Source organism: Bosea sp. 685, assembly GCF_031884435.1.
In the GTDB taxonomy this organism is placed as follows: Bacteria; Pseudomonadota; Alphaproteobacteria; order Rhizobiales; family Beijerinckiaceae; genus Allobosea.
Map to the genome: position 1 here is coordinate 2,960,224 of NZ_CP134779.1, position 21,150 is coordinate 2,981,373.

The window sequence follows — 21,150 nt, forward strand, 5'->3', positions numbered from 1 at the left end:
TGTTTCGATCGGCGGATGCGGAGCATCTTCAGCGCGATACGCTCAAGCGTTCTCCAGTTCCTGCTTCATCTCGTCCATATCCTGGAAGCGATCGGCGAGGCGCGGATGGGCCCGGCTGTTGTCGCAGGCTCCGATCGCAACCAGAACCTCGTCGGCGGCCGGCGCGTCCGGAATCTGGAAGTTCGCGGTCAGGAAATGCGAGCGCTTGCCGGTTTCGCTCTTGTGGATCATCGGCAGCGAGAGCAGTGCGCCGGGCGCGTTGCGCGTGTTGGTGAAGCTCAGATAGGCGGTGCCTTTGACGGCATCGCGGAACATGTTGCCGAAGCGCAGCGTGTGGATCAGCGCCGAAGCATGCTCGATCTCGCCATTGGTGCCGACCGCCGCGGCCTTGCCGTAAGCCTCGACCTGTTCGGCCGGCATCAGTGCGACGAGGCGCTTGGTCAGCTCTGTGCCGAGATGGGGCGCGATGCGCAGGATTTCGGGCCGCAGGTTCTCGACGAAACCCTGGCCCGCCCAGGGGTTGCGCAGCACGGCGGCGACGATGACCATGCGAACCGGCCGGTCGGTGGCCTTGCCGCCCTCGATGAAGGTTTCCTCGACGAAGGTCGAGATCTTGCGCAAGCCAAAATCCATGAGGGTCCACCTGTTGTGATTGTCCGATGCGGCCGCAGCGTAACGGGCCGGTTGCGCGAACGTCTTCCGTCGGATCGCTGGAAGATTCTGCGGACTGCCCCTGCGATGCGGGGTAAGGTCGCGATGTTGGCTCGGGAGAACTGAATGGCGGATCAGGCATCGCAGATGCGCTCGTTGCGGGATGTCGCAAGCCGGATCAATTCCGATGGCGATCTCGAGACGATCCTGCGCGACCTCATCCATGCCGCCTGCGAGCATGGCGGCTGGACGCTGGGATCGATCATGGCGATCGACGCCGCCCATGGCGAGGCGCATGTCATTGTGCGGCATGACCCGACGCTGCTGCGCCGACCGCTCGAAAACCGATGGGAGCTGGCGACGAGCCCCGCCCTGATCGCGCTGCAACGCAACGAGTCGGTCTATATCCGCGACGCTCGCGCCTCCGACGAGTTCCCCGGCTATCGACGCGAAGCTTTCGAGCGCGACTACCGCACGGTGCTCGTGCTGCCGATGAGCTGCGCCGATGCCGAAAACCGGCCGATGGTGCTGAACGTCGTCTCGCGCGGTATCACCGAGGTGTCGCCCGATGATCTCGCCTTCATGAGCATGATCGTCCATCTCGGTGGGATCGCGGTCGAGCGCGAGCATCGGATCAGGGCCGAACGCCAGGCGGCCGAGCAGCTGCAGAAGGCACTGCAGACGCAGACGACGCTGCTTCAGGAGGTTTTGTCCGGCGGGTCGACCTCGGCGCTGGCGGCGATGTTGGCGGACCTCCTGCCCGCCCCCGTGCTGGTCGTCGATTTCTCCGGCAATGCGCTGGTCGCCAGCCGGTCGCCGACGCCGCTTCATTTCGACGACACGGCCTGGCAGCGGGCGATCGACACCACCCTTGGCAGCCAGATCGTCACAGCGGCGCGGGACGCCGTCGCGGCGCAGCGCAGTGATCCGCGGGGCTTGCGGCTCGATGACGGCGAGCGGCAGCTGCAGCTCATGGCCAGGATCGAGCCCCTGAATGTCGATGGGCAGGCCGTTGGGGCGCTCGTGATCTTTCCGACTGCGCAGGCGGCCGGCGATCTCGAACGGCTCCTGCTCGACAGTGTGAAGTTCGCCCTCAGCGTCCAGATGATGCGCAGCGTCATCCGCTTCCGCTTCGAGACGCGGACATTGACCGAGCTGTTCTTCGAGATCGTCGAGCGCCGATGGCGCGATGCCGACGACGTTCTTCTGCGCGGCCGTCGGCTCGGCCTTGCGCTGGGGGCTCCGGCCCGCATGGTGGTCGTCGATTTTCCGGACATGCCGTCCCTGCCGGCCGACATCAGTGTCGATTGCCACCATGCGGTGACGCGGCTGGCACGCCAGCTGAATGTTCCCGCGAGCGTCGTCGCCGTCGGCGGCGGGTTGGTCTGCCTCCTGCCGCATGATGGGGACGACGGCCAGGAGCGGATCGGACGCCTCGCGCGACGCATGGTCGAGACGCTGCGACACAGCTTCAACCGGGAGCCCATCGTGGTGCTCGGTGGCATCTGCGGAGGTCTCGATGACTACCCCAAGGAATGGGAGCGCTGCTGGCGCATGATCCGCATCGCGCGTGATTTCGGCCGCACGGGGACCCTTTCGGCCTCGGACTTCGGCCCGATGCCGATGCTGATCGGCGCGGCGGAATCGGCCGATGTGCGCAGCTTCGTCGACGGCAGCATCGGCATCGTGGTCGCGCATGACCGCAAGCACGACACGCCCTATCTGGAAACCCTCGCCGCTTATCTGCGCGAAGGCTGCCGCGCCCAGGCCTGCGCCGATGCGATGGGGTTGCATGTGACGACGCTGCGCTACCGGCTGTCGCGCATCCAGGACCTGTTCGGGATCGACCCGGAGACGGCGGATCGCCGCTTCGCGATCGAACTGGCGATCCGGCTGCATGGCGTGATCGAGAACGGCAGCGCCGCGAGCCGCTAGGGGGGCCATGCCTTACCGCTCTTCGCAGAAGAATTTTGCCGATCTATCCCTCTTTTCATAGGAAGATGTAGCTCGCATCGCCGCCTAGCCTTCACCGATCCTGACTTGATCGAGGTGAAGCGCATGCTCGCTGCGGCCACGAACGCCCCCAATACGATCGACCCCGTCGCGCTGCGTCGTGCGCTGGGGACGTTCGTGACGGGCGTGACCATCATCACGACCCGCGATGCCGACGGCACGCCGCGTGGCATGACGGCGAACTCGTTCACCTCGGTCTCGCTCGATCCGCCGCTGCTGCTGGTCTGCGTCGGCAAGGGCGCGCACAGCTTTGCAGCCTTCAACAGTTCGCCCGCCTTCGCGGTCAACCTGCTGCATGAGGGGCAGATCGACGTCTCGAACCTGTTCGCCTCGAAGGCGGCCAACAAGTTCGACACCGTCAGCCATGACCGCATCCATACCGGCTCGCCGGTCCTGACGGACTGCCTGACCTGGTTCGACTGCACGGTCCACCGCCGCGTCGATGCCGGCGACCATGTCGTGCTGATCGGCGAGATCCAGGCCTTCGGTACGAGCCCGTCGCCGCCGCTCGGCTTCTGCCGGGGTCGCTATGCCAACGTCAAGGATCCGCTGCCGCCGGGCTGGCTCGCCTCGCATGGCATGATCGTCGGCTATCTGATTGAGGCCGATGGCCAATTGCTGCTGCGCGCGGACGGTCGGGGTGGCTGGGTGCTGCCGAGCGCGCAGCGCCGCATCGCCGATAACGAGCTGAAGCTCGAGGGCGGCGACGCGCTGACGCTCGTGCCGGACGACACCTTCCTCTACTCGGTGTTCGACGTCACCGACGGCGACCCCGGATACCTGATCTACCGCGCCCGCCTCGCGCAGGATTCCGCTGCAGCGACGCTATCGGCCGGGCTGAAGTTCTTCCCGATCGACCAGCTTCCCTATGACGCGATTCCGACGCGCGAGATCAGCGCGATGCTGCGCCGCTATGCCCGCGAAAGCGCGAGCAAGCGCTTCGGGATCTACATGGATTCCAACGATGGCGGGCGTCTCGCCATGGTCGGCGAGGCCCAGCCCTGGGCGCCAAACCCGCAATCCTGAGCCGGCAGAGCAGATATGAAGACCACGGTCAAAACCCTCGAAGGCTCACGCCAGGATCTCTTCATCGACGGCCGCTTCGTCGCGCCCAAGAGCGGCGTCTACCTGCCCTCCTACGATCCGACGACCGCCGAGCCCTGGTACGCCTTCGCGCAAGGCGACGCCGCCGATGTCGATGCCGCCGTGCGCTCGGCGCGTGCCGCTCTGGTCGACCCGGCCTGGCGGCGCATGACCCAGACCGAGCGCGGCAAGCTGGTGCGCCGTCTCGCCGAGCTCGTGCTCGAGAACGCCGACGAGCTGGCGATGATCGAGTGCCGCGACAACGGCAAGCTGCTCAAGGAGATGCGCGCCCAGATGCGCGCGATTCCGGACTCCTATCTCTATTTCGCGGGAATGGCCGACAAGCTCCAGGGCGACACCATCCCGGTCAACAAGCTCGACACGCTGAACTTCAACCTGCGTGAGCCGATCGGCGTGGTCGGGATGATCATCCCGTGGAACTCGCCATTGATGATGCTGACCGGCACGCTCGCGCCCTGCCTGGCAATCGGCAACACCATCGTGGTGAAGCCCTCCGAGCACGCGACGGCCTCGACGCTGGCGCTGGCCGAACTCGTGATCGAGGCCGGCATTCCGCCCGGCGTCGTCAATGTCGTCACCGGCGACGGCGCGACCACGGGCGACGCGCTGACGCGCCATCCCGGCATCGCGAAATACGTCTTCACCGGCTCGACTTTCACCGGCCGCAAGATCGCCGGCAACGCCGCCGAAAACCTGGTGCCCTGCCAGATGGAGCTGGGCGGCAAGTCGCCCCATGTCATCTTCTCCGATGTCGACATCGACAAGGCGGTGAACGGCGTCGTGTCCGGCGTCTTCGCGGCGGCCGGGCAAACCTGCGTCGCCGGCTCGCGCTGCTTCGTCGAGCAGCCGATCTATGACCGCTTCGTCGAGGCGCTGGTCGCGCGCACCCAGCGCATCAAGGTCGGCCATCCGCAGCTTGAGGACACCGATATCGGGCCGCTGGCGCTCTCAGCGCAGCTCGCCAAGGTGGAGGATTATGTCGCCTCCGGCGTGCGGGAGGGCGCGAAGGTCGCGGCCGGCGGGCGCAAGCCGCAGGACGGCGAACTGGCGCGCGGCTGGTATTTCGAGCCGACGGTGATGACCGAGGCGAGCAACGACATGCGCTTCATGCGCGAGGAGATCTTCGGGCCGGTCGTCGGCGTCGTGCCGTTCAAGAGCGAGGAGGAGATGATCGCCCTCGCCAACGACACCGAATACGGCCTGGCATCGGGCATCTGGACCCAAAACATCGACCGCGCGATGCGCTTCGCCCGCAACATCGAGGCCGGCACCGTCTGGATCAACACCTATCGCTCCGCCGCCTACATGTCCGCCAATGGCGGCATGAAGAACAGCGGTTACGGCCGCCGCGGCGGCTTCGAGGTCATGCGCGAATTCTCGCGCCTGAAGAATGTGGTGATCGACTATTCGGGCGCCATGCAGGACCCCTTCGTGATCCGCCTGCGCTGAACCCCAAAAAGCCAAGAACGCCCAAAAAGCCAAGAACGCCGAGCCGGGAGGCCATCATGAAATTTGCCGTTTCGATCAGCATGGAGCGTTTTTCGCCCCAGGATTCGATGTCGGACGCGGTCGCCAACATGCGCGCACTCGCAAAGATCGCTGACGAGGGCGGCTTCGAGACGCTCTGGACCGCCGAACATCACACCATCGAGTGCACGGTCTCGCCCAACCCGTTCCAGACGTTGACCTGGCTCGGCCAGCACACCGACCGGATCAGGCTCGGCACGGCCACGCTTGCCGCGCCCTACTGGTCGCCGATCCGGCTGGCAGGCGAAGCAGCGCTCTGCGACCACTTGACCGGCGGCAGGCTCGAATTCGGCATCGCGCGCGGCGCCTATCAATACGAGTTCGACCGCATGGCCGGCGGCATCCCCCAGCAGGAGGGCGTCGCCTACATGAAAGAGCTTGTGCCTGCCGTGCAAAAGCTCTGGGCCGGCGACTATGCCCATGATGGGCACTACTGGAAATTCCCGCTGGCAACCTCGGTGCCCAAACCGCTGCAGCAGCCGCATCCGAGCATCTGGGTGGCGGCGCGCGACCCCGGCACCTTCGACTGGGCGATCGGCATCGGCGCCAACATCCTCTCGACGCCGCTCTCCTCGCCTCCGGCCGAGGTCGGCGTGCTCGGCGAGAAGTTCCGCAAGGCCGTGGCCGACCATCCCGAGCGGCCGCGCCCGCGCCTGATGATGCAGCGCCGGACCTGCGTTTATGACCGACAGGAGGACTGGGAGGTCGCGGTGCGGCACTCCGTCGATTACGGGCGCTATTTCGAGAATCTGATGCAGAACATCGGCACCGTGACCAACGGCTTCCCCGAGGCGGTGCCGTTCGAGGCCGTGGCCAACCGCGCCAACTACAATCCCCAGGCCGTCCGCGACAACCTGATGTTCGGCACGCCCGACGAGGTCATCGAGAAGCTGCAGGTCTATGAGGATGCGGGCGTCGATCAGTACTGCCTCGGCTTGTCCTTCAACCTGCCCTTCGAATTGCAGGTGAAGACGCTGCGACTATTCATCGACGATGTGATGCCGCATTTCGCCGCCCGAGATCAGGACCGTGCGCGGGATCATGCGCAAGCGGCGCCGCGCCGCTCCGCTGTGGGGCACTGAGATGGGCGCCGCGACAGGCGCTGTCCGCCCTCCGCAGGCGGATGGTGCCACGTGCCTGAGCGTCGGCGAGGCCACGCTGAACTACCGGCTGCAGGGCTCAGGCGAGCCGCTGGTCTGCATCCATGGCGTCGGCTCCTATCTGGAGGCCTGGGACGGCATTGCCGAGCGCCTTTCCGACCGGTTTCGCATCCTGAGCTTCGATCTGCGCGGCCATGGCCGCTCGAGCAAGGTCAGGGGACGCTACGAGATCGACGATTTCGTCGGGGACGTGCTGGCTCTCGCCGATCATGCCGGCTTCGAGACCTTCCATCTCGCCGGCTTCTCGCTGGGCGGGCTGATCGCGCAGCGCCTGGCGCTGACGCATCCGGGGCGGCTCAGGCGGCTCGTGCTGCTGGCGACCGTGGCGGGCCGCACCGAGGAGGAGCGCGAGCGCGTTGCCGCCCGCCTCGCCGCTCTGCAGGCGGGCGATCGCGGTTCGCATTATGACGCCTCGCTGTCGCGCTGGCTGACCGAAGGCTTCCAGGCGCGCAACCCTGACCTCATCGCGATGCTGCGGCAGCGCAACGCCGAGAACGACCCCGAATGCTACGCCGCCGCCTATCGCGTGCTGGCGCAGACTGATTTCGGCGGTTTGCTCGACCAGATCCATATGCCGGTCCTCATCGCGACCGGTGAGGAGGATGCCGGCTCCAACCCACGCATGGCGCGCTACATGCACGAGCGCATCAGTGGCTCGCAGCTGCACATCCTGCCCGGCCTGCGTCACTCGATCCTGACCGAGGCCCCCGAGCAGGTGGCCGCGCTGATGCGTGACTTCCTGACCGGTAGCGCGAAGGGAGAGCCGGCATGATCGTCGAGGAGCGGATCTACCGCATTCGCAACGGCCGGATGGGGCGCTATCTTCAGTTGGTGCGCGACGAGGGCCTGGCGATCCAGCAGCCCATCCTGGGCCATCTGATCGGCTACTTCACCACCGAGATCGGCCTGCTCAGCCATGTCACCCATCTCTGGGCCTATGCCGATTTCGAGGATCGGGTGCGGCGGCGCCAGCAACTGGCTGACGATCCACGCTGGCAGGCCTTCCTCCCGCGACTGTCGGAGAATATCGAGCAGGCGGAAAACCGCATCCTGCTGCCGACCGATTTTTCGCCGCTGCGTTGAGGGCAAGGATCAGGTGAAGCGCCGCGATCGCCCTTAGCGCTTTTCCGACAAGGGATGACAGCATTCGTCCTCTGGATCGCAGGAAGACGGACCGCGCGCGCCGGCTCTTAATCGATAGCGGCAGGGGTCGGACAAGCCCGAAGACATCGGGCGCCGAGAGGAGGGGTTTTCGGACATGACCGAGCGATTGCAGATTCAGAATCTGTACAAGATCTTCTCAGCGGCGCCGGAGGCGGCGTTGCAGATCCTAGCGAATGGCGGGGACAAGAACACCGTGTTCGACAAGCTCGGCGCCGTCGTCGGGCTCAACAATGTTTCGCTGAGCGTGCCTGAAGGCGCCATGTACATGGTCATGGGCCTGTCGGGCTCGGGCAAGTCGACGCTCGCGCGCTGCATCAACCGGCTGAACGAGCCAAGCGCCGGCAAGATCCTGCTCGACGGGCGCGATATCGTTCCCCTGAAGGAAGAGGAGCTGCGCGAGGTCCGCCGCACGCGCATCTCGATGGTGTTCCAGCATTTTGCGCTCCTGCCGAACAAGCGCGTCATCGAGAATGTCGAATTCGGGCTGAAGCTGCGTGGCGCCTCTCCGGCGGATCGTCGCCGCCGCGCCGACGAGGTGCTGAGCGTGGTCGGGCTTGCGCGCTGGGGCTACCATTTCCCCCATGAGCTGAGCGGCGGAATGCGCCAGCGCGTCGGCCTTGCCCGCGCGCTCGCGACCGATGCCGATATCCTGATCATGGACGAGGCCTTCAGCGCGCTCGACCCGCTGATCCGCACCGAGATGCAGGACGAATTGCTGCGGCTGCAGCGCACGCTGAACAAGACCATCCTGTTCATCACCCATGATTTCCAGGAGGCGCTCAAGCTCGGCACGCGCATCGCGATCATGTCTGAAGGCGAGCTGGTTCGCGAGGGCACCCCGCAATCGATCGTGCTGGAGCCGGGCAGCGATTATGTCGCGGCCTTCACCCGAGAGATCGACCGGGCCCGGCTTTTCGACGCCCGCTCCGTCATGCGCGAAGCCGCCCCGATCCTGCGCTCCGAGCGCGGCATCCTGGTGGGCGGCGCGGAGGCCGGCGACCCCGGTTTCGTTCTCGATGGCGAGGGCAGGATCCTCGGCGCGCTCGACGGGGCGGCGCTGGGCCATGCGCGCCAGAGCGGCGAAATCGGCACGCCGAGCAGCGATTACGTCAGCGTCCCGGAGAATGCCAAGCTCATCGAGGTCGCGCGCAGCTATCGCAACGGCGCGCCGATGGCGGTCGTCGATGGGGATGGCAGGCTCGTCGGGACCCTGGGCGTCGGCGAGCTCCTGTCCCGCATGTCCTCGACCTCCCCCAAAACCGCCTCAGCCGGAGATCGCCATGTTTAAGGCCGACGATCTTGCCATTTTCCCGATCGACAGCTGGATCCAGCAGGGTGTCAGCTGGGTCGCGCTCAATCTGCGCCCCCTCTTCCTCGCCATCAAATGGCCGGTTGAAGCTCTGCTCAGCCTGAACGACGCGCTGCTGCACGCGATTCCGTTCCCGGTTTTCGTCGTCGGCTTTACCTTGCTGGCATGGCGTCTGGCGACTCCCGGCATCGCGGCCTTCAGCGCGATATCGCTCGTGGTGATCGCGATGCTCGGCGTCTGGAACGAGGCGATGACGACGCTCTCGCTGATCTCGACCGCGATCGTGTTCTGCGCCGTCATCGGCATTCCGATGGGGATCTGGTGCGCGAGCAGCGACCGTGTCTGGAACGTGGTGCGGCCGATCCTCGACATCATGCAGACGACACCGAGCTTCGTCTATCTGGTGCCGGTCGTCATGCTGTTTGGCGTCGGCACCGTGCCGGGTGAGGTCGCCGTCGTCACGGCAGCGGCGCCGCCCTTGATCCGTTTCACCAATCTCGGCATCCGCATGGTCGAGCACGAGATCGTCGAAGCCGGCCTCGCCTTCGGCGCCGACAAGCGCCAGCTCCTGTTCGAGATCCAGCTCCCCCTTGCCATTCCGACCATCCTCGGCGGCCTCAACCAGACGGTGCTCACCGCGATGGTACTCTCCGTCGTCGTCGCGATGATCGGCGCCGAGGGCTTGGGGCTCGTCGTCCTCCAGGGCCTGGGCCGTCTCGATGTCGGCCGCGCGGCGGTTGGCGGCATCGCCATCGTACTGCTGGCGATGGTGCTCGACCGGGTCACGCAGAAGCTGGCCGAACCGAAGCGTGGCGGCGTGGCGCGGACCTCACTGCTCGCCACGGTGATGCGCCTGTTCAAGGGCGGTCGCTCGGAAGAACCGACGGCAACCGTGACTGCGGCAAAGCAAGCGCTCTGACGCCGCCGCCGAACGGCATGACCGGATAGCCGGAGCGCTAGGGCGCGCCGGCTCGAAGACCCGCCGCAAGGCGGTCAGGGGAAATCACAAAACGACCGAACAGGTCGGCATCGAGAAGGAGAACGCAATGACAGGCATAACCGGATTGAAGACATTGACGGCTGCGGCCGTCGCCATGACCGCGATCGCTTTCGCGACAGTGCCTGCGGCTGCGCAGGAGCTTCCGGGGAAGGGCAAGACCATCCGCTACGCCCAGAGCGACAGCCTGGGCGCCAATTACGTCGTCGCGCAGATCGTGATGAAGGCGATGAAGCAGCTCGGCTACGACGTGAAGCTCAGCACCGTCAACACGACGCTGTTCTTCCAGGCCGCAGCGCAGGGCGATCTCGACATTGCAACCGACGTCAATTTCCCACAGCGCGAGCCCGGCTTTCGCGCTGTCGAGAAGCAGGCCGAGATCGTGGGTGCCGGCATGATCGTCGGCGGTGGCATCAATGGCTATCTGATCGACAAGAAGACAGCGACCGCCCATAACATCACCACGCTCGAGCAGATGAAGGATCCCAAGATCGCAGCGCTGTTCGGCAGGGACGGCAAGGCGGATCTGATCAACTGCGATCCTGGCTGGAGCTGCGGCGACGTCGTCGATTTCCAGCTCGACAAGTTCGGTCTCAAGGACACGGTGAAATCGATCCGCGGCAAATACGAGGCGCTGATGGTAGAGGCCGTCGCCCGCGTGAAACGTGGCGAGCCGGCGTTCTTCTATGCCTGGAGCCCATCCTGGATGAACAACGCCCTCGTCCCGGGCGAGGATGTGGTCTGGCTGCCGACACCGGCGGACGCGCTGCCGCCCTCCGTGCCGAACAAGGGCTCGGCGCTGGTCAGCGGCGTCAAGGGTTGTGCCGGCGGGGCCGATCCGTGCCGCATGGCGATGTCGTCATGGAACTGGTCGGCTGTCGCCAACAAAGGGTTCGTCGCGGCCAACCCGGCGGTGAAAACCTTCGTGGAGCAGATGAAGTTCCCGCTCGAAGACTGGTCGAACTGGGAAGCCAGCATCAACAAGAATGGCGGAAGCACCGCCCTCGTGACCAAGATGGCCGATGAGTGGATCGGCTTGCACAAAGGTCAGTTCGAAGGCTGGGTCGAGGCCGCCCGTTCGGCAAAATGAAGTCCGGTCCTTCTCAATCCGGGCGCGCGACCGTTTCGTCGAAGCCTTTGGACCCGAGCTCATAGCCCGCTTGCAAACGCAGCCGCCCGATGTGCGGCTGCGTTTGTGCCAAAGCCGGGCAAGGACAGCAAACCGCGGCGCGAAGGCAGCGTTGACCTTGAAACCGGCGTGATCGGCCCAGGGCTTCTGTCCCGAAATCCGGATAAGGGCGCCGTTCTCCAATCGCCTGATCGGCGTCGCATGGCAGGCGCATCACGAACGATAACGACGGCTGGCTCGTTCTGAACCGGCTCGCATATTGCGGTGTGGATGCCGTTTTTGGATCAATCGAGGATGCATCCACGGGGGCAAGGATTAGATGTCAGGCCGAGAGTTTGATGACCGCCCTCGCCTTCTCGCGGCTTCGCTGGCCGCGCAGCCTCCATAGCTGAAAATCCCTCACCTGAAGGCTGATGAAGCTTCACTTCACCGCCTGCGCCCGGCAGGTCTAATCTCGCTCCACGGACAGCAAGGAGCGCAGCTTGAAACATCTCGATCTTCTCCCACCCGGCCTGATCGTCAACACCATGAAAGGCGATGTGGCGGAGCATCGTGCCGGCGCCTGGCTGAGCTGGGACGGTACGCTCGATCTCGACTGCGCCATCGTCGGCGTGCCCTATGACGGCGCTTCCGTGGTCAGGACGGGCTCGCGGCACGGCCCCGATGCGGTGCGCCAGGGCCTGATGTATTTCACCACCTATTCGAGCCGCGACCGCCGCACCATGACGGATTTCCGCGCCGCCGATATCGGCGACGTTCAGGTGGTGCTCACCGATATGGAAGGCACCTTCAAGCGCATCACGCAGACGGTCAGCACGCTGGTCTCGCGTGGGATCGTGCCGGTGATGATCGGCGGCGATCACTCGATCGCTTATCCCAATATGCGCGGCGTGATCGAGGCGATGGGCCCGGGCAAGAAGCTCGGCGTGATCCATTTCGATGCCCATCACGATCTGCGCAAGGCGCATCTGGGCGCTGAATCGAGCGGCGTGCCCTTCCGCAAGACGCTGGAGATGCCCGGCACGCTGCTGAGCGGCCCCAATCTGGTGCAGATCGGCATGGCCGAGTTCACCAACTCGCCGCAACTCGACGACTACGCCAAGGAGATGGGGGTCACCGTCGTCTCCGGCCTCGAGGTTCGCGAGCGCGGCATGGCCTCTGTGGTCGAGCAGGCGCTCGAGGTCGCCGGAAACGGCACGGACGCGATCTACGTCTCCGTCGACATCGACGTGCTGGACCTGTCGCAGGCACCTGGAACCGCAGCCCCCAACCCGTTCGGCCTTCCCGCTCACGATATCCAGTATGCGCTGCGCCGGATCGGCGCGAGCGGCAAGGTGATCGGTGCCGATCTCGTCGAGATCTCACCGCCCTTCGATCCGCGCAACATCACCGGCTCGACCGGCGCCTCGCTGATCCTGAGCCTGCTCTACGGGTTGTCGTCGAAGCCTGCTGCCGCCGCCTGAGCTGATGGCTGACGGCGCTGTCGGTCGCCGAAGCGACGAGAGCGTTTTCGAGCGATGTGGATATCGGCTCGCGTGAATAAAGCGCGTTAAAACAATGGCCTAGAGCAATTGAGTGATCCAACTTGATCGGAAACTGCTCTAGGACAAACCTAGCGCGACCGTCTCCAACTGCGCGTCCGGCAGGTGACACGCCATCATGACGCCATTGCTCAGCCGGCGCTGCGCCGGCGCTTGCGTCCGGCACAGGCTGCCGAGCTGCTGCGGGCAGCGCGAGGCGAAGGAACAGCCCTTTTCGCCGGGAGCGGCCATGGCGTTCTCGGCCAACCTGATGCGGTTGCCTGCCTGGGACCTTGCCGAACCCACGACCGGAACGGCCGACAACAGCGACGCCGTATAGGGATGATGCGGGCCGCGCAGGAGCTGGGCTGCCTCGCCCTGCTGCACGATGGCGCCACGATACATCACCGCGATCCGGTCGGAGATATGCGCGATCACACCGATATCGTGGGAGATGAACAGATAGGACAGGCCGAACTGCGCCCGCAGGTCGGAAAGCAGATTCAGCACGGCGGCCTGAACGGACACGTCGAGCGCCGAGACCGCCTCGTCGCAGACGATAAATCGCGGCCGCCCCGCAAGGGCGCGCGCAATGCCGATGCGCTGCTTCTCCCCACCCGACATCTGGTGCGGATAGCGCGTACGGTAGCTGCGCGGCAGCCGGACCAAATCCAGCAGCCGGTCGATCTCCGCGCCCGCCGCCGCCCCCTTGGCAATCCCGAACAGTTCGAGCGGACGCTTCAGGATTTCTAAGACCGTATGATGCGGGTTGAGCGCGGAATCCGGGTTCTGGAAGATGATCTGCGCCTGCTGGCAGAAATCGCTGGAGGGGTGCAGCGGAACCTCAGTGCCGCCGAATGCGAGTTGCCCCGCATCGGCCGGGACCAGACGTAAGAGCAGCCGCCCAAGCGTCGACTTGCCGCTGCCCGATTCCCCGACAAGGCCCAGAACCTCGCCGCTGCGGACTTCGATCGTCACATCGTCGACCGCGACGACACTCTTGCGCGGCGCCAGCTTCGGCCAACCGCTCCGCCAGTCGAGACTGCGCCAGAGGCCGCCATGGCCGGCGAAACGCCGGCTCATGCCGCGCGCCTCGAGCAAGGGCCGGCGCTCCGGCACGGCCACCATCGATGAGGCCTCGTTCGTCTGTTCCGGCCAGGGCAGAGCGGCTGTCTCGGCCGCCCGGTGGCAGCGCGCGCGATGATCGCCCTCGCCTGCCAAAACCTGGGGCTCGGCGCATGACGCCACCGAGAAGGGACAGCGCGGCGCGAAATTGCAGCCGGGATCGGCCACCGTCAGATCCGGCAGATTTCCCTCGATCGAGGTCAAGCGCTGCTTGGCATGGCTGATGACCGGCATGGCCGCCATCAGCCCGCGCGCATAGGGATGGCGCGGCCCCGCGAGAACCCGGGCACAGGGCCCCTGCTCCACCACGCGGCCGGCATAGAGCACCGTCAGGTCGTCGCAGATCCGGTCGACGATGCCGAGATTATGGCTGACCAACAGCAACGAGATCCCGCGCCGCGCCCGCAGCGCGTCGAGCAGATCGAGGATCTGCGCCTCGACCGTGACATCGAGTGCAGTCGTCGGCTCGTCGAGCAGCAGCAGGTCCGGCTCGCAGCCGAGCGCCTGGGCAATCACGGCGCGCTGCTTCATGCCGCCCGACAATTGATGCGGATAGGCCTTCAGCACCGAGGCGGGATCGTGGATACCGGTCTCCGCGAGAAGCCCCTCGGCTCGCTCCATTGCCTCGCGCCAGTTCATGCCGCGATGCAGGGTCAACGGCTCAGCCACCTGCATACCGATGGTCAGGGCTGGATTGAGCGCCGCCGAAGGATCCTGGAAAACGGTTCCGATCCGCCGCCCGCGCAGGGACGCGGCAACCTTCAGCAGATCCTGCCCGTCGAAGCGGGCAGCATCGGCCGTGACCGCGGCACCCTTGCCCAGCAGGCCGAGCATGGCCAGCAGCATGGACGATTTGCCGGAGCCGCTTTCGCCGACGAGGCCCATCGCGCCGCCGCGCGGGATCGCCAGCGAAACATCGTCCAGCGCCGTGACCGGGCCGTTGGCCGTGGCATAGCGCAGCGACAGGCCTTGAATATTGAGCAGGAGGTCAGCCATGACCGCGCCCCTGCATGCGAGGATCGAGCAGGTCGCGCAGGCCCTCGCCGACGAAATTGACCGCGACCAGCAGGACGCAGAGGCACAGCCCGGGCGCAAGACCGATCCAGGGTGCGCGATCGAGGAAGGGCCGGCTTTCAGCGATCATCAAGCCCCATTCGCTGGCGGGCGGCTGCGGGCCGAGACCAAGAAAGGAGAGCGCGGAACCCAGCAGGATCGCGAAGGTGATGCGCAGCGAGGTCTCGACGATGATGGTCGGCCAGACATTCGGCAGAACCTCGCGCCAGAGAATGTAGAAGGTCTTTTCCCTGCGGGCGGCAGCGGCCTCGATGAAATCCTGCGCCAGCACGCTGAGCGCCACCGAGCGCGTCAGGCGCGTCATGATCGGTACATAGACCAGCCCTACCGCGACGATGGTCTTGCCCAGCCCCGGCGAGGTCACGGCCAAAATCAGCAGCCCGACCAGGATCGGCGGCAGCGAGATCATCAGATCGATGATCCGCATGATCACATCGTCGATCCAGCCGCGATAGAAGGCCGCGATCAGCCCGAGCGGAACGCCGACGACGAGGCTGATCGCAGTCGCCCCGAAGCCCATCGCCAGCGAATAATAGCCGCCGGCCAGGATGCGCGAGAGCACATCGCGGCCGAACTCGTCGGTGCCGAACCAGTGCAGCCCGGAAGGTGGCTGCATGCGGCTGCGGACGGCGAACATGGTGGGATCGTAAGGCGCGATCCAGGGTCCGATCAGCCCGAGCAGGACGATGACGACAACGATGGCGGCTCCCACTACCAGAATGAGCGGCACATGCCGGCGGCGGCGTTTCTGCGCGACGGCCGTCATCAGTGCGCGGCCCCCAACCGGATGCGCGGGTTCAGCATGGCCGATGCGAGATCGGCGACCAACGTCGCCAGCGAATAGACCGCCGTGACGACCAGCATCCCGGCCTGCAGCAGCGGGATGTCATGGTTCTGGATGGCGTACATCAACAGGCTTCCCAGCCCCGGAAAGGAGAACACGGTTTCTGCCACGACGATGCCGCCGATCAGGATGCCGGCGTCGATGGCGAGCACGGTGATCGCCGGCAGCATGGCGTTGGGCAGCGCGTGCCGCAGCAGCACCAGCCGCTCGGGCACGCCCTTGGCGCGCGCGGCCAAGACGTAGCGGCTCTCAATCGCCTCCAGCATCGATGAGCGCACCATGCGCGAGACATGCGCCGTCAGGCCCAGCGACAGGCAGATCACCGGCAGGATCAGATGCCGCAGCCATTGCAGCAGGCCGGCATCAGCGAGCGGCGTATAGCCGGTCGCCGGAAGCCAGCCCAGCCAGACCGCGAAGACGATGATGGCGACGGTGCACCAGAAGAATTCGGGGATGGCGATCAGCGTGTACTGCATCATGGTCAGAACACGGTCGCTGAGCGAGCCACGATGGACGGCGGAATGAATGCCCAGCGCGATGCCCATGATCGCCACCAGCAGCAGGCTCATGCCGCCGAGCGCAGCCGAACGTTCGAGCGCCCCGCCGATCAGCCTGGCGACCGGCTGATCGATCGAGAGCGCCTGGCCGAACTCGCCATGCAGCACGCCCGAGAGCCAGCGCCAGTATTGCACCAGGATCGGGTCGCGCAGGCCGAGCTTCAGCTCCAGCGCCGCCACAGCGTCGGCCGTGGCGTATTCGCCCAGCACCATATGCGCGACCGAGCCGGGCAGCAGATGGATCGCCGCGAAGACCACCGCCGACATGGCGAACAGGACGACGACCATGCCCAGGATGCGGCGCGCGGCATAGACCAGCATGTCAGGCGAAGCTTGCGTTGCGCAGATCGAACCAGCGCATCGGATGGGCGGTGACGCCCTTCAGGGCGCTGCGATAGGCGCAGCCGAAATTCACCGCATAGGCGAAGAAGCCCGGCGGATTGTCGTAGAGCAGGCGCTGCAGCTGGACATAGTGCTCGCGCTGCTGGACGGGGTCGATGGCCCTTCGCGCCGCCTCCAGCGTCTTGTCGACCTCCGGATTGTTGTAGTGCCAGAGCAGATTGTTGAAGACGCCGGTCGAGTGGAGGAAGGAATAAGTCGCCGTATCGAGCGTCGGGCGCGCCAGATAGCCATCGACATAGAGCGGCGCCTTGCCGGACACCTCCGCCAGATAGCGCGCCGCCGGCACGCGCTGGATCTCGATGTCGAAGCCGCCGGGACGGGCAAGCTGCTGCAGCGTGACGCCAAGCCGTTCGCGCGTGGCGCGGCCGACCGGAATGACCAGCGGAACCTTGACGCCGTTGGGATAACCGGCCTCGCGCAACAGCTTCCGCGCCGCCGCCGGATCGGACTTGGCGATCGGCAGATCCGTTGCAAAAGCCGCGCTCGATGGTGCTATCGGGCTGTGAACCGGCGCCCCTTCGCCGAAGAGCGTCAGATCGATCACATCGCGCTTGTCCACGGCCAGATGGAAAGCCTTGCGGACACGCACATCGTTGAACGGCGCGATGGTGTTGTTCATCACGGCCGTATCCCAGGATGCAGAGGTGACGCTTTCGACCCGCAGGCTCGGGTTCTCGCGCAGCACCTTGATATCCTCAGGGTTCAGCTCCCAGACGATATCGATGTCTCCCGCCTTGAGCGCATTCAGCCGCGAGCTCATCTCGGGCATCATGCGAAGCTCGACGCCGGCGAGCTTGGGCAGGCCCTTCTCGAAATAGTCGTCGTGACGCACGAGCACGATCCGGTCGCCGGGCGTATGGCTGCGGAAGCGGAACGGGCCGGTCCCGATGGGCTGGGTCGCCATGGTCTCGATGGCGTCAGCCGGGACGATCTTGGCCTGGCGGTCGCCGAGAATGTCGACGAAGCCGGCATAGGGATATTTCAGCGTGAAGGTGACGGTCAGAGGGTCGCTCGCCTCGATCGCCTCGATCATCTCGAAGGTATTGCGGGCGATCGCGCCAGTGGCCGGGTCGACGATGCGGCGGAAGGTGGCGACCACGTCGGCGGAGGTCATTTCGCGCCCGTTGTGGAATTTGACGCCCGGCTTCAGCTTGAAGGTGCAGGACTTCAAACTGCTGTCCCAGCTCCAGCTTTCCGCCAGATCGGGGGCGATCGTCATGTCTTCCTTGATCCGGACCAGGCCGTTGAAGACGAGCACGTCATAGATGTACTCATCGGCGCTGCTGGTCATGGTGGGATCGAGCGTCCGGATCGAGCCAGCCATGGCGATACGGGCAATATTGGCCCCTTGAGCGCGGGTTGGCATGGGACCGAGCAAGGCGGCTGCGCCAGCACCCGCGACAAGGTCGCGGCGGGAGAGGGTCGTCACGGCTGTTCTCCTTCACAAATGCGGCGTGGGATGATCGTTGCAGAGCAGCTTCCGATCCCATTGGATCATCAAATTGCCCTATGTCTTTGTTTAAACGCGTTTTCTTCACGCGATCCAGTGTCCGCCTCGTTCGAAAACGCTTTACCCGGAGCAAGGCGCAGCAGCCTCACTTGACCCAGTATTTCGAGGCTTCGGGATCGAGCGCGCGTTCGACATAGGAGGCCATGACAGGCGTGTAATTCTCCCAGAGGAAGCGCAGCTGGGAGATCGCGGCCCGGTCGTAGTCGACCCGCAGATCGACCAGCGGGAAGGCCTCCTTGTGGACCACGAGCAAGGCGGCGGACTTCTCCTGCTTGAGCTCCCCACCCGCCTCATATCCGGCCTCCAGCGCCGCCATCAGCCTTTCCCCGAGATGGGCGTCGGGAAGGTTCGCGAAGGTCTCGGTCATCGCGTCGACGACGGTCGGCGTGCGGATGATGTTCCCGATCGCGACACAACCGTCGGCCTGCGAGGCGTGATGGGTCGACAGGATGCGCTTGCCATGGAACCAGGCCGTGCCACCGTGCCTGTCGATGATCGCGAGCTGCCGGTGCTCGATCTCGGGCCCGGCATCCGCGAGGGTGGCGATGACCTCCGCCGCCGTCTTGCCCTCCTCAAGCAGAGCTATGCCTCGCGGCCCCAGCCGGGGATCGGTGCAATGCTGGGTCAGAACGGCCCCGACGCCAGCTTTCGCGAAGGGGCAGCGGCTTCCCACGGCAATCGACGATGTCGTGACCGCAACACCGAACATGCCTGTTCGTCGGCACATGCCAGCAATCGAATACGTCATCGCAGCCGGCTCATCGCTCGGCGAACAGGGCTGTGTCCAGCCATTGGGGCGATCCACACAAAGCGCCGTTGATAGCTCGCTGTAGCGCCATTCTGCATTGCTTCTTCATCGAACCTTGACGACCCTCTCCGCAGCCCATTCTGCCGCCAGCAAGAACCGAGCCTCGGCCAGCGGCTTTCCGCTGAAGCAGAGTGTGACGAATGGGCAGGCGCAGCAATCGGTGCAGCTATGCTTTATGCGATGGTGCCATTTGGCCGGCGAATACCGATCTCGAACGCCCCGGCTCGCAAGCCGCTTCAAATTTTTCCAAAAGCGCGAGCTATGGCTCATTCAAGAAGTGCTGAAGCCGCGGGCTGACGAAATCGAGGAAGACTCGGACGCGCTGCGGCAACCGGGGACCGCCAAGATAGAGCGCATGGATCTCCTCCTCGTCGCCCTTGACCGCGTCTGACAGGACTTCGACCAACTGTCCGGCGGTGATATCGGCGCGGGCGTGATAGTCGCCGAGGCGTGCAAGGCCGACACCTGCGAGGGCCATGCGCCGCACCGTCTCGCCATTATTGGCGAGCAGCGTGCCATTCACCGTGCGATCGACGGTGCGGCCGCTTTCCCTAAGCGGCCAGACGGGAGCAGCGCGGCGGAAGTTGAAGCCAAGGCAGTTGTGCCGCGCGAGATCGTCGATCGTCCGGGGTGTCCCATGGCGGGCGAGATAATCCGGCGCCGCGACGATCTTGCGATGGGCGACGCCGATCCGCCGCGCCATCATGGTCGAATCCTGCAACGCCCCGACGCGGAAGGCGACATCGGTGCGGTCCAGATAAAGATCCACGATCTCATCAGACAGCGACAGATCGACGATGATGTTGGGATGCGCCTGCCAGAATGCCGGAAGCAAGGGCTCCAGGCCGAGCACGCCGAAGGCGACGGAGGCATTGACGCGAACGGTGCCGCCCGCATTCGCCCCACCCAGCGCCAAGTCACGCTCCATGTCCTCAAGCTCGGCCAGCAGCGCGAGGCTTCGTTCGTAGTAGATCTGGCCTTCTGTGGTCAGCGAGAGACGGCGTGTCGAACGCTCCAGCAGGCGCACGCCCAGGCGCGCCTCGATCCGGCCGATCAGTTTGCTGACCGTCGAGGGTGTCATGCGCAGCAGCCGCGCCGCCTCGGAAAAGCTCCCGGCTTCGACGACCCTGAGGAAGACCTGCATCTCGCCGGCGCGATTATCCATCACGGCCCTCCCATCTGTGAACCTGCTTCACAGATAATGTGGAGGGTGAGCGGATTATCAAGCGCGTCCGCGAGGCCCATCTTCCCAACATGTCAAAAATCTCCGCACTCGACCTGATCAGGACGACCGATCGGCTGACGCTCGGAATCGAGCTCCCGCTCGACAATGACTGGTCTCCAGACGGCGAGGCACGTCGCCTCGCGGACGGACGCCCGCGCGGCGTACCTGACCTCTCCGAGCAAAGCGACCTCGTCCGCAAGATCGACAGCCTGGGCTTCGCGGCGCTTTGGGTGCGCGACGTCCCCGTCTTCGATGCAGTGAACATGGGCGATGCGGGCTCCGTCTACGATGTTTTCGCCTTTCTGGGCTTTCTCGCGGGCATTACCCGCAACCTCGCGCTCGGCACCGCCGCCGTGGTCCTGCCCATCCGCCATCCGCTGATGACGGCAAAGGCCGCAGCCTCGATCGACGCCCTTTCCGGCGGGCGGTTGATCCTCGGCGTGGCGAGTGGCGACCGGCCGATCGAATATCCCTTGCTGGGAATCGACTTCGACAACCGCGGACAGGCTTTCCGCGATGCGGTCGGCTATCTCCGTGCCGCCTGGCAGGAAGGCGGCCTGCCGGTTGACGGGCAGCGCGTGGCGTCGCTCGATCTCCTGCCCCGACCGGTACAGGCGAGCATCCCGCTCATCGTCGCCGGCCGCGCCCAGCAGGACGAGGATTGGCTGCAGGCACATATGGATGGTCGCTTTGTCTATCCCGGCGATTTCGACCGGTTGACCGCGCAGGCGACCGACTGGGCGAGCAGAACGGGCGGGACGCGCCCCTTCATCAGCGCCTTCCATCTCGACCTCATCGACGATCCCAACGCCCCGATGCAGCCGATCCGCTTTGGCGCGCGAACCGGGCGCAAGGCGCTGATCGCGCATTTCCGCGCGCTTGGGCGCGCAGGTCTTGGGCGCGCAGGGGTCGACCATATCGCGATCAATCTGCGGCAGTCGGCGCGACCGCTTGGCGAGGTGATCGAGGAACTGGCGTCGGAGGTCATTCCGGCGCTCGCCGACAACAAGGCGGCACTGGCCGCGTGACAA

Annotated in this window: 18 protein-coding genes; 11 read left to right on the top strand and 7 right to left on the bottom strand. The window is 65.5% G+C overall.

Annotated features, from left to right (window positions below; translation table 11 throughout):
- Positions 1-42 precede the first annotated feature (42 nt).
- On the bottom strand, positions 43-633 hold the full coding sequence (locus RMR04_RS15380) for an amino acid synthesis family protein (RefSeq protein WP_311915464.1): 591 nt from the start codon (positions 631-633) through the stop codon (positions 43-45).
- A gap of 144 nt (positions 634-777) precedes the next feature.
- On the opposite strand from RMR04_RS15380, the gene RMR04_RS15385 reads away from it, so the two are divergent.
- From RMR04_RS15385 to RMR04_RS15430, 10 genes are all read left to right on the top strand, one after another.
- Positions 778-2,586 (top strand): helix-turn-helix domain-containing protein, encoded by a 1,809-nt coding sequence (locus tag RMR04_RS15385; RefSeq protein WP_311915465.1) that lies wholly within the window; start codon positions 778-780, stop codon positions 2,584-2,586.
- A gap of 123 nt (positions 2,587-2,709) precedes the next feature.
- Complete coding sequence (locus tag RMR04_RS15390) at positions 2,710-3,690, top strand: flavin reductase (RefSeq protein ID WP_311915466.1); 981 nt, start codon at positions 2,710-2,712, stop codon at positions 3,688-3,690.
- Positions 3,691-3,705: 15 nt separating this feature from the next.
- Positions 3,706-5,217: an aldehyde dehydrogenase gene (locus tag RMR04_RS15395; RefSeq protein WP_311915467.1), complete on the top strand. Its 1,512-nt coding sequence runs from the start codon at positions 3,706-3,708 to the stop codon at positions 5,215-5,217.
- 56 nt (positions 5,218-5,273) lie between these two features.
- The gene (locus RMR04_RS15400; protein ID WP_311915468.1) at positions 5,274-6,377 is read left to right on the top strand and encodes an LLM class flavin-dependent oxidoreductase; all 1,104 of its coding nucleotides are present in this window, start codon (positions 5,274-5,276) and stop codon (positions 6,375-6,377) included.
- A gap of 1 nt (position 6,378) precedes the next feature.
- A complete protein-coding gene (locus RMR04_RS15405) occupies positions 6,379-7,227 on the top strand; it encodes an alpha/beta fold hydrolase (protein WP_311915854.1) in 849 nt (282 codons plus the stop codon).
- Positions 7,224-7,538, top strand: a complete 315-nt coding sequence (locus RMR04_RS15410) for an NIPSNAP family protein (protein WP_311915469.1) — start codon at positions 7,224-7,226, stop codon at positions 7,536-7,538. Before RMR04_RS15405 ends, RMR04_RS15410 begins: the two co-directional genes overlap by 4 nt.
- A 175-nt stretch (positions 7,539-7,713) precedes the next feature.
- Positions 7,714-8,907, top strand: coding sequence for a quaternary amine ABC transporter ATP-binding protein (locus RMR04_RS15415; protein WP_311915470.1), 1,194 nt, complete (start codon positions 7,714-7,716; stop codon positions 8,905-8,907).
- The gene (locus RMR04_RS15420) at positions 8,900-9,847 is read left to right on the top strand and encodes an ABC transporter permease (protein ID WP_311915471.1); all 948 of its coding nucleotides are present in this window, start codon (positions 8,900-8,902) and stop codon (positions 9,845-9,847) included. Before RMR04_RS15415 ends, RMR04_RS15420 begins: the two co-directional genes overlap by 8 nt.
- A 127-nt stretch (positions 9,848-9,974) precedes the next feature.
- Positions 9,975-11,015 (top strand): glycine betaine/L-proline ABC transporter substrate-binding protein ProX, encoded by a 1,041-nt coding sequence (proX, locus tag RMR04_RS15425; RefSeq protein WP_311915472.1) that lies wholly within the window; start codon positions 9,975-9,977, stop codon positions 11,013-11,015.
- Positions 11,016-11,536: 521 nt separating this feature from the next.
- Complete coding sequence (locus RMR04_RS15430) at positions 11,537-12,517, top strand: agmatinase family protein (RefSeq protein WP_311915473.1); 981 nt, start codon at positions 11,537-11,539, stop codon at positions 12,515-12,517.
- A gap of 138 nt (positions 12,518-12,655) precedes the next feature.
- Here RMR04_RS15430 and RMR04_RS15435 read toward each other — a convergent pair whose 3' ends face one another.
- The 6 genes from RMR04_RS15435 to RMR04_RS15460 all read right to left on the bottom strand — a co-directional run bounded on the left by RMR04_RS15435 (position 12,656) and on the right by RMR04_RS15460 (position 20,059).
- Positions 12,656-14,695, bottom strand: a complete 2,040-nt coding sequence (locus RMR04_RS15435; protein ID WP_311915474.1) for a dipeptide ABC transporter ATP-binding protein — start codon at positions 14,693-14,695, stop codon at positions 12,656-12,658.
- Entirely contained in the window at positions 14,688-15,539 is an 852-nt protein-coding gene (locus tag RMR04_RS15440) for an ABC transporter permease (RefSeq protein WP_311915475.1), read from the bottom strand. The genes RMR04_RS15435 and RMR04_RS15440 overlap by 8 nt, the downstream gene beginning before the upstream one ends.
- Positions 15,539-16,495, bottom strand: a complete 957-nt coding sequence (locus RMR04_RS15445) for an ABC transporter permease (protein WP_311915477.1) — start codon at positions 16,493-16,495, stop codon at positions 15,539-15,541. The genes RMR04_RS15440 and RMR04_RS15445 overlap by 1 nt, the downstream gene beginning before the upstream one ends.
- Position 16,496: 1 nt before the next feature.
- Positions 16,497-18,005: an ABC transporter substrate-binding protein gene (locus RMR04_RS15450; RefSeq protein ID WP_311915478.1), complete on the bottom strand. Its 1,509-nt coding sequence runs from the start codon at positions 18,003-18,005 to the stop codon at positions 16,497-16,499.
- A 166-nt stretch (positions 18,006-18,171) separates the two neighbouring features.
- Positions 18,172-18,795 carry a DUF1028 domain-containing protein gene (locus RMR04_RS15455; protein ID WP_311915479.1) on the bottom strand — a complete coding sequence of 208 codons (624 nt, stop codon included), beginning with the start codon at positions 18,793-18,795 and terminating at the stop codon, positions 18,172-18,174.
- 358 nt (positions 18,796-19,153) lie between these two features.
- Positions 19,154-20,059 (bottom strand): LysR substrate-binding domain-containing protein, encoded by a 906-nt coding sequence (locus RMR04_RS15460; RefSeq protein ID WP_311915480.1) that lies wholly within the window; start codon positions 20,057-20,059, stop codon positions 19,154-19,156.
- An 89-nt stretch (positions 20,060-20,148) separates the two neighbouring features.
- On the opposite strand from RMR04_RS15460, the gene RMR04_RS15465 reads away from it, so the two are divergent.
- Positions 20,149-21,147, top strand: a complete 999-nt coding sequence (locus RMR04_RS15465) for a TIGR03571 family LLM class oxidoreductase (RefSeq protein WP_311915482.1) — start codon at positions 20,149-20,151, stop codon at positions 21,145-21,147.
- Positions 21,148-21,150: the final 3 nt, after the last annotated feature.

What these genes read in the sequence shown, in the direction of transcription:
- proX (WP_311915472.1), top strand. Translation starts at nt 9,975, where the DNA reads ATGACAGGCATAACCGGATTGAAGACATTGACGGCTGCGGCCGTCGCC.
- RMR04_RS15435 (WP_311915474.1), bottom strand. Translation starts at nt 14,695, where the DNA reads ATGGCTGACCTCCTGCTCAATATTCAAGGCCTGTCGCTGCGCTATGCC.
- RMR04_RS15455 (WP_311915479.1), bottom strand. Translation starts at nt 18,795, where the DNA reads ATGTTCGGTGTTGCGGTCACGACATCGTCGATTGCCGTGGGAAGCCGC.
- RMR04_RS15420 (WP_311915471.1), top strand. Translation starts at nt 8,900, where the DNA reads ATGTTTAAGGCCGACGATCTTGCCATTTTCCCGATCGACAGCTGGATC.
- RMR04_RS15380 (WP_311915464.1), bottom strand. Translation starts at nt 633, where the DNA reads ATGGATTTTGGCTTGCGCAAGATCTCGACCTTCGTCGAGGAAACCTTC.
- RMR04_RS15415 (WP_311915470.1), top strand. Translation starts at nt 7,714, where the DNA reads ATGACCGAGCGATTGCAGATTCAGAATCTGTACAAGATCTTCTCAGCG.
- RMR04_RS15390 (WP_311915466.1), top strand. Translation starts at nt 2,710, where the DNA reads ATGCTCGCTGCGGCCACGAACGCCCCCAATACGATCGACCCCGTCGCG.
- RMR04_RS15465 (WP_311915482.1), top strand. Translation starts at nt 20,149, where the DNA reads ATGTCAAAAATCTCCGCACTCGACCTGATCAGGACGACCGATCGGCTG.
- RMR04_RS15460 (WP_311915480.1), bottom strand. Translation starts at nt 20,059, where the DNA reads ATGGATAATCGCGCCGGCGAGATGCAGGTCTTCCTCAGGGTCGTCGAA.
- RMR04_RS15385 (WP_311915465.1), top strand. Translation starts at nt 778, where the DNA reads ATGGCGGATCAGGCATCGCAGATGCGCTCGTTGCGGGATGTCGCAAGC.
- RMR04_RS15410 (WP_311915469.1), top strand. Translation starts at nt 7,224, where the DNA reads ATGATCGTCGAGGAGCGGATCTACCGCATTCGCAACGGCCGGATGGGG.
- RMR04_RS15440 (WP_311915475.1), bottom strand. Translation starts at nt 15,539, where the DNA reads ATGACGGCCGTCGCGCAGAAACGCCGCCGCCGGCATGTGCCGCTCATT.
- RMR04_RS15395 (WP_311915467.1), top strand. Translation starts at nt 3,706, where the DNA reads ATGAAGACCACGGTCAAAACCCTCGAAGGCTCACGCCAGGATCTCTTC.
- RMR04_RS15445 (WP_311915477.1), bottom strand. Translation starts at nt 16,495, where the DNA reads ATGCTGGTCTATGCCGCGCGCCGCATCCTGGGCATGGTCGTCGTCCTG.
- RMR04_RS15400 (WP_311915468.1), top strand. Translation starts at nt 5,274, where the DNA reads ATGAAATTTGCCGTTTCGATCAGCATGGAGCGTTTTTCGCCCCAGGAT.
- RMR04_RS15405 (WP_311915854.1), top strand. Translation starts at nt 6,379, where the DNA reads ATGGGCGCCGCGACAGGCGCTGTCCGCCCTCCGCAGGCGGATGGTGCC.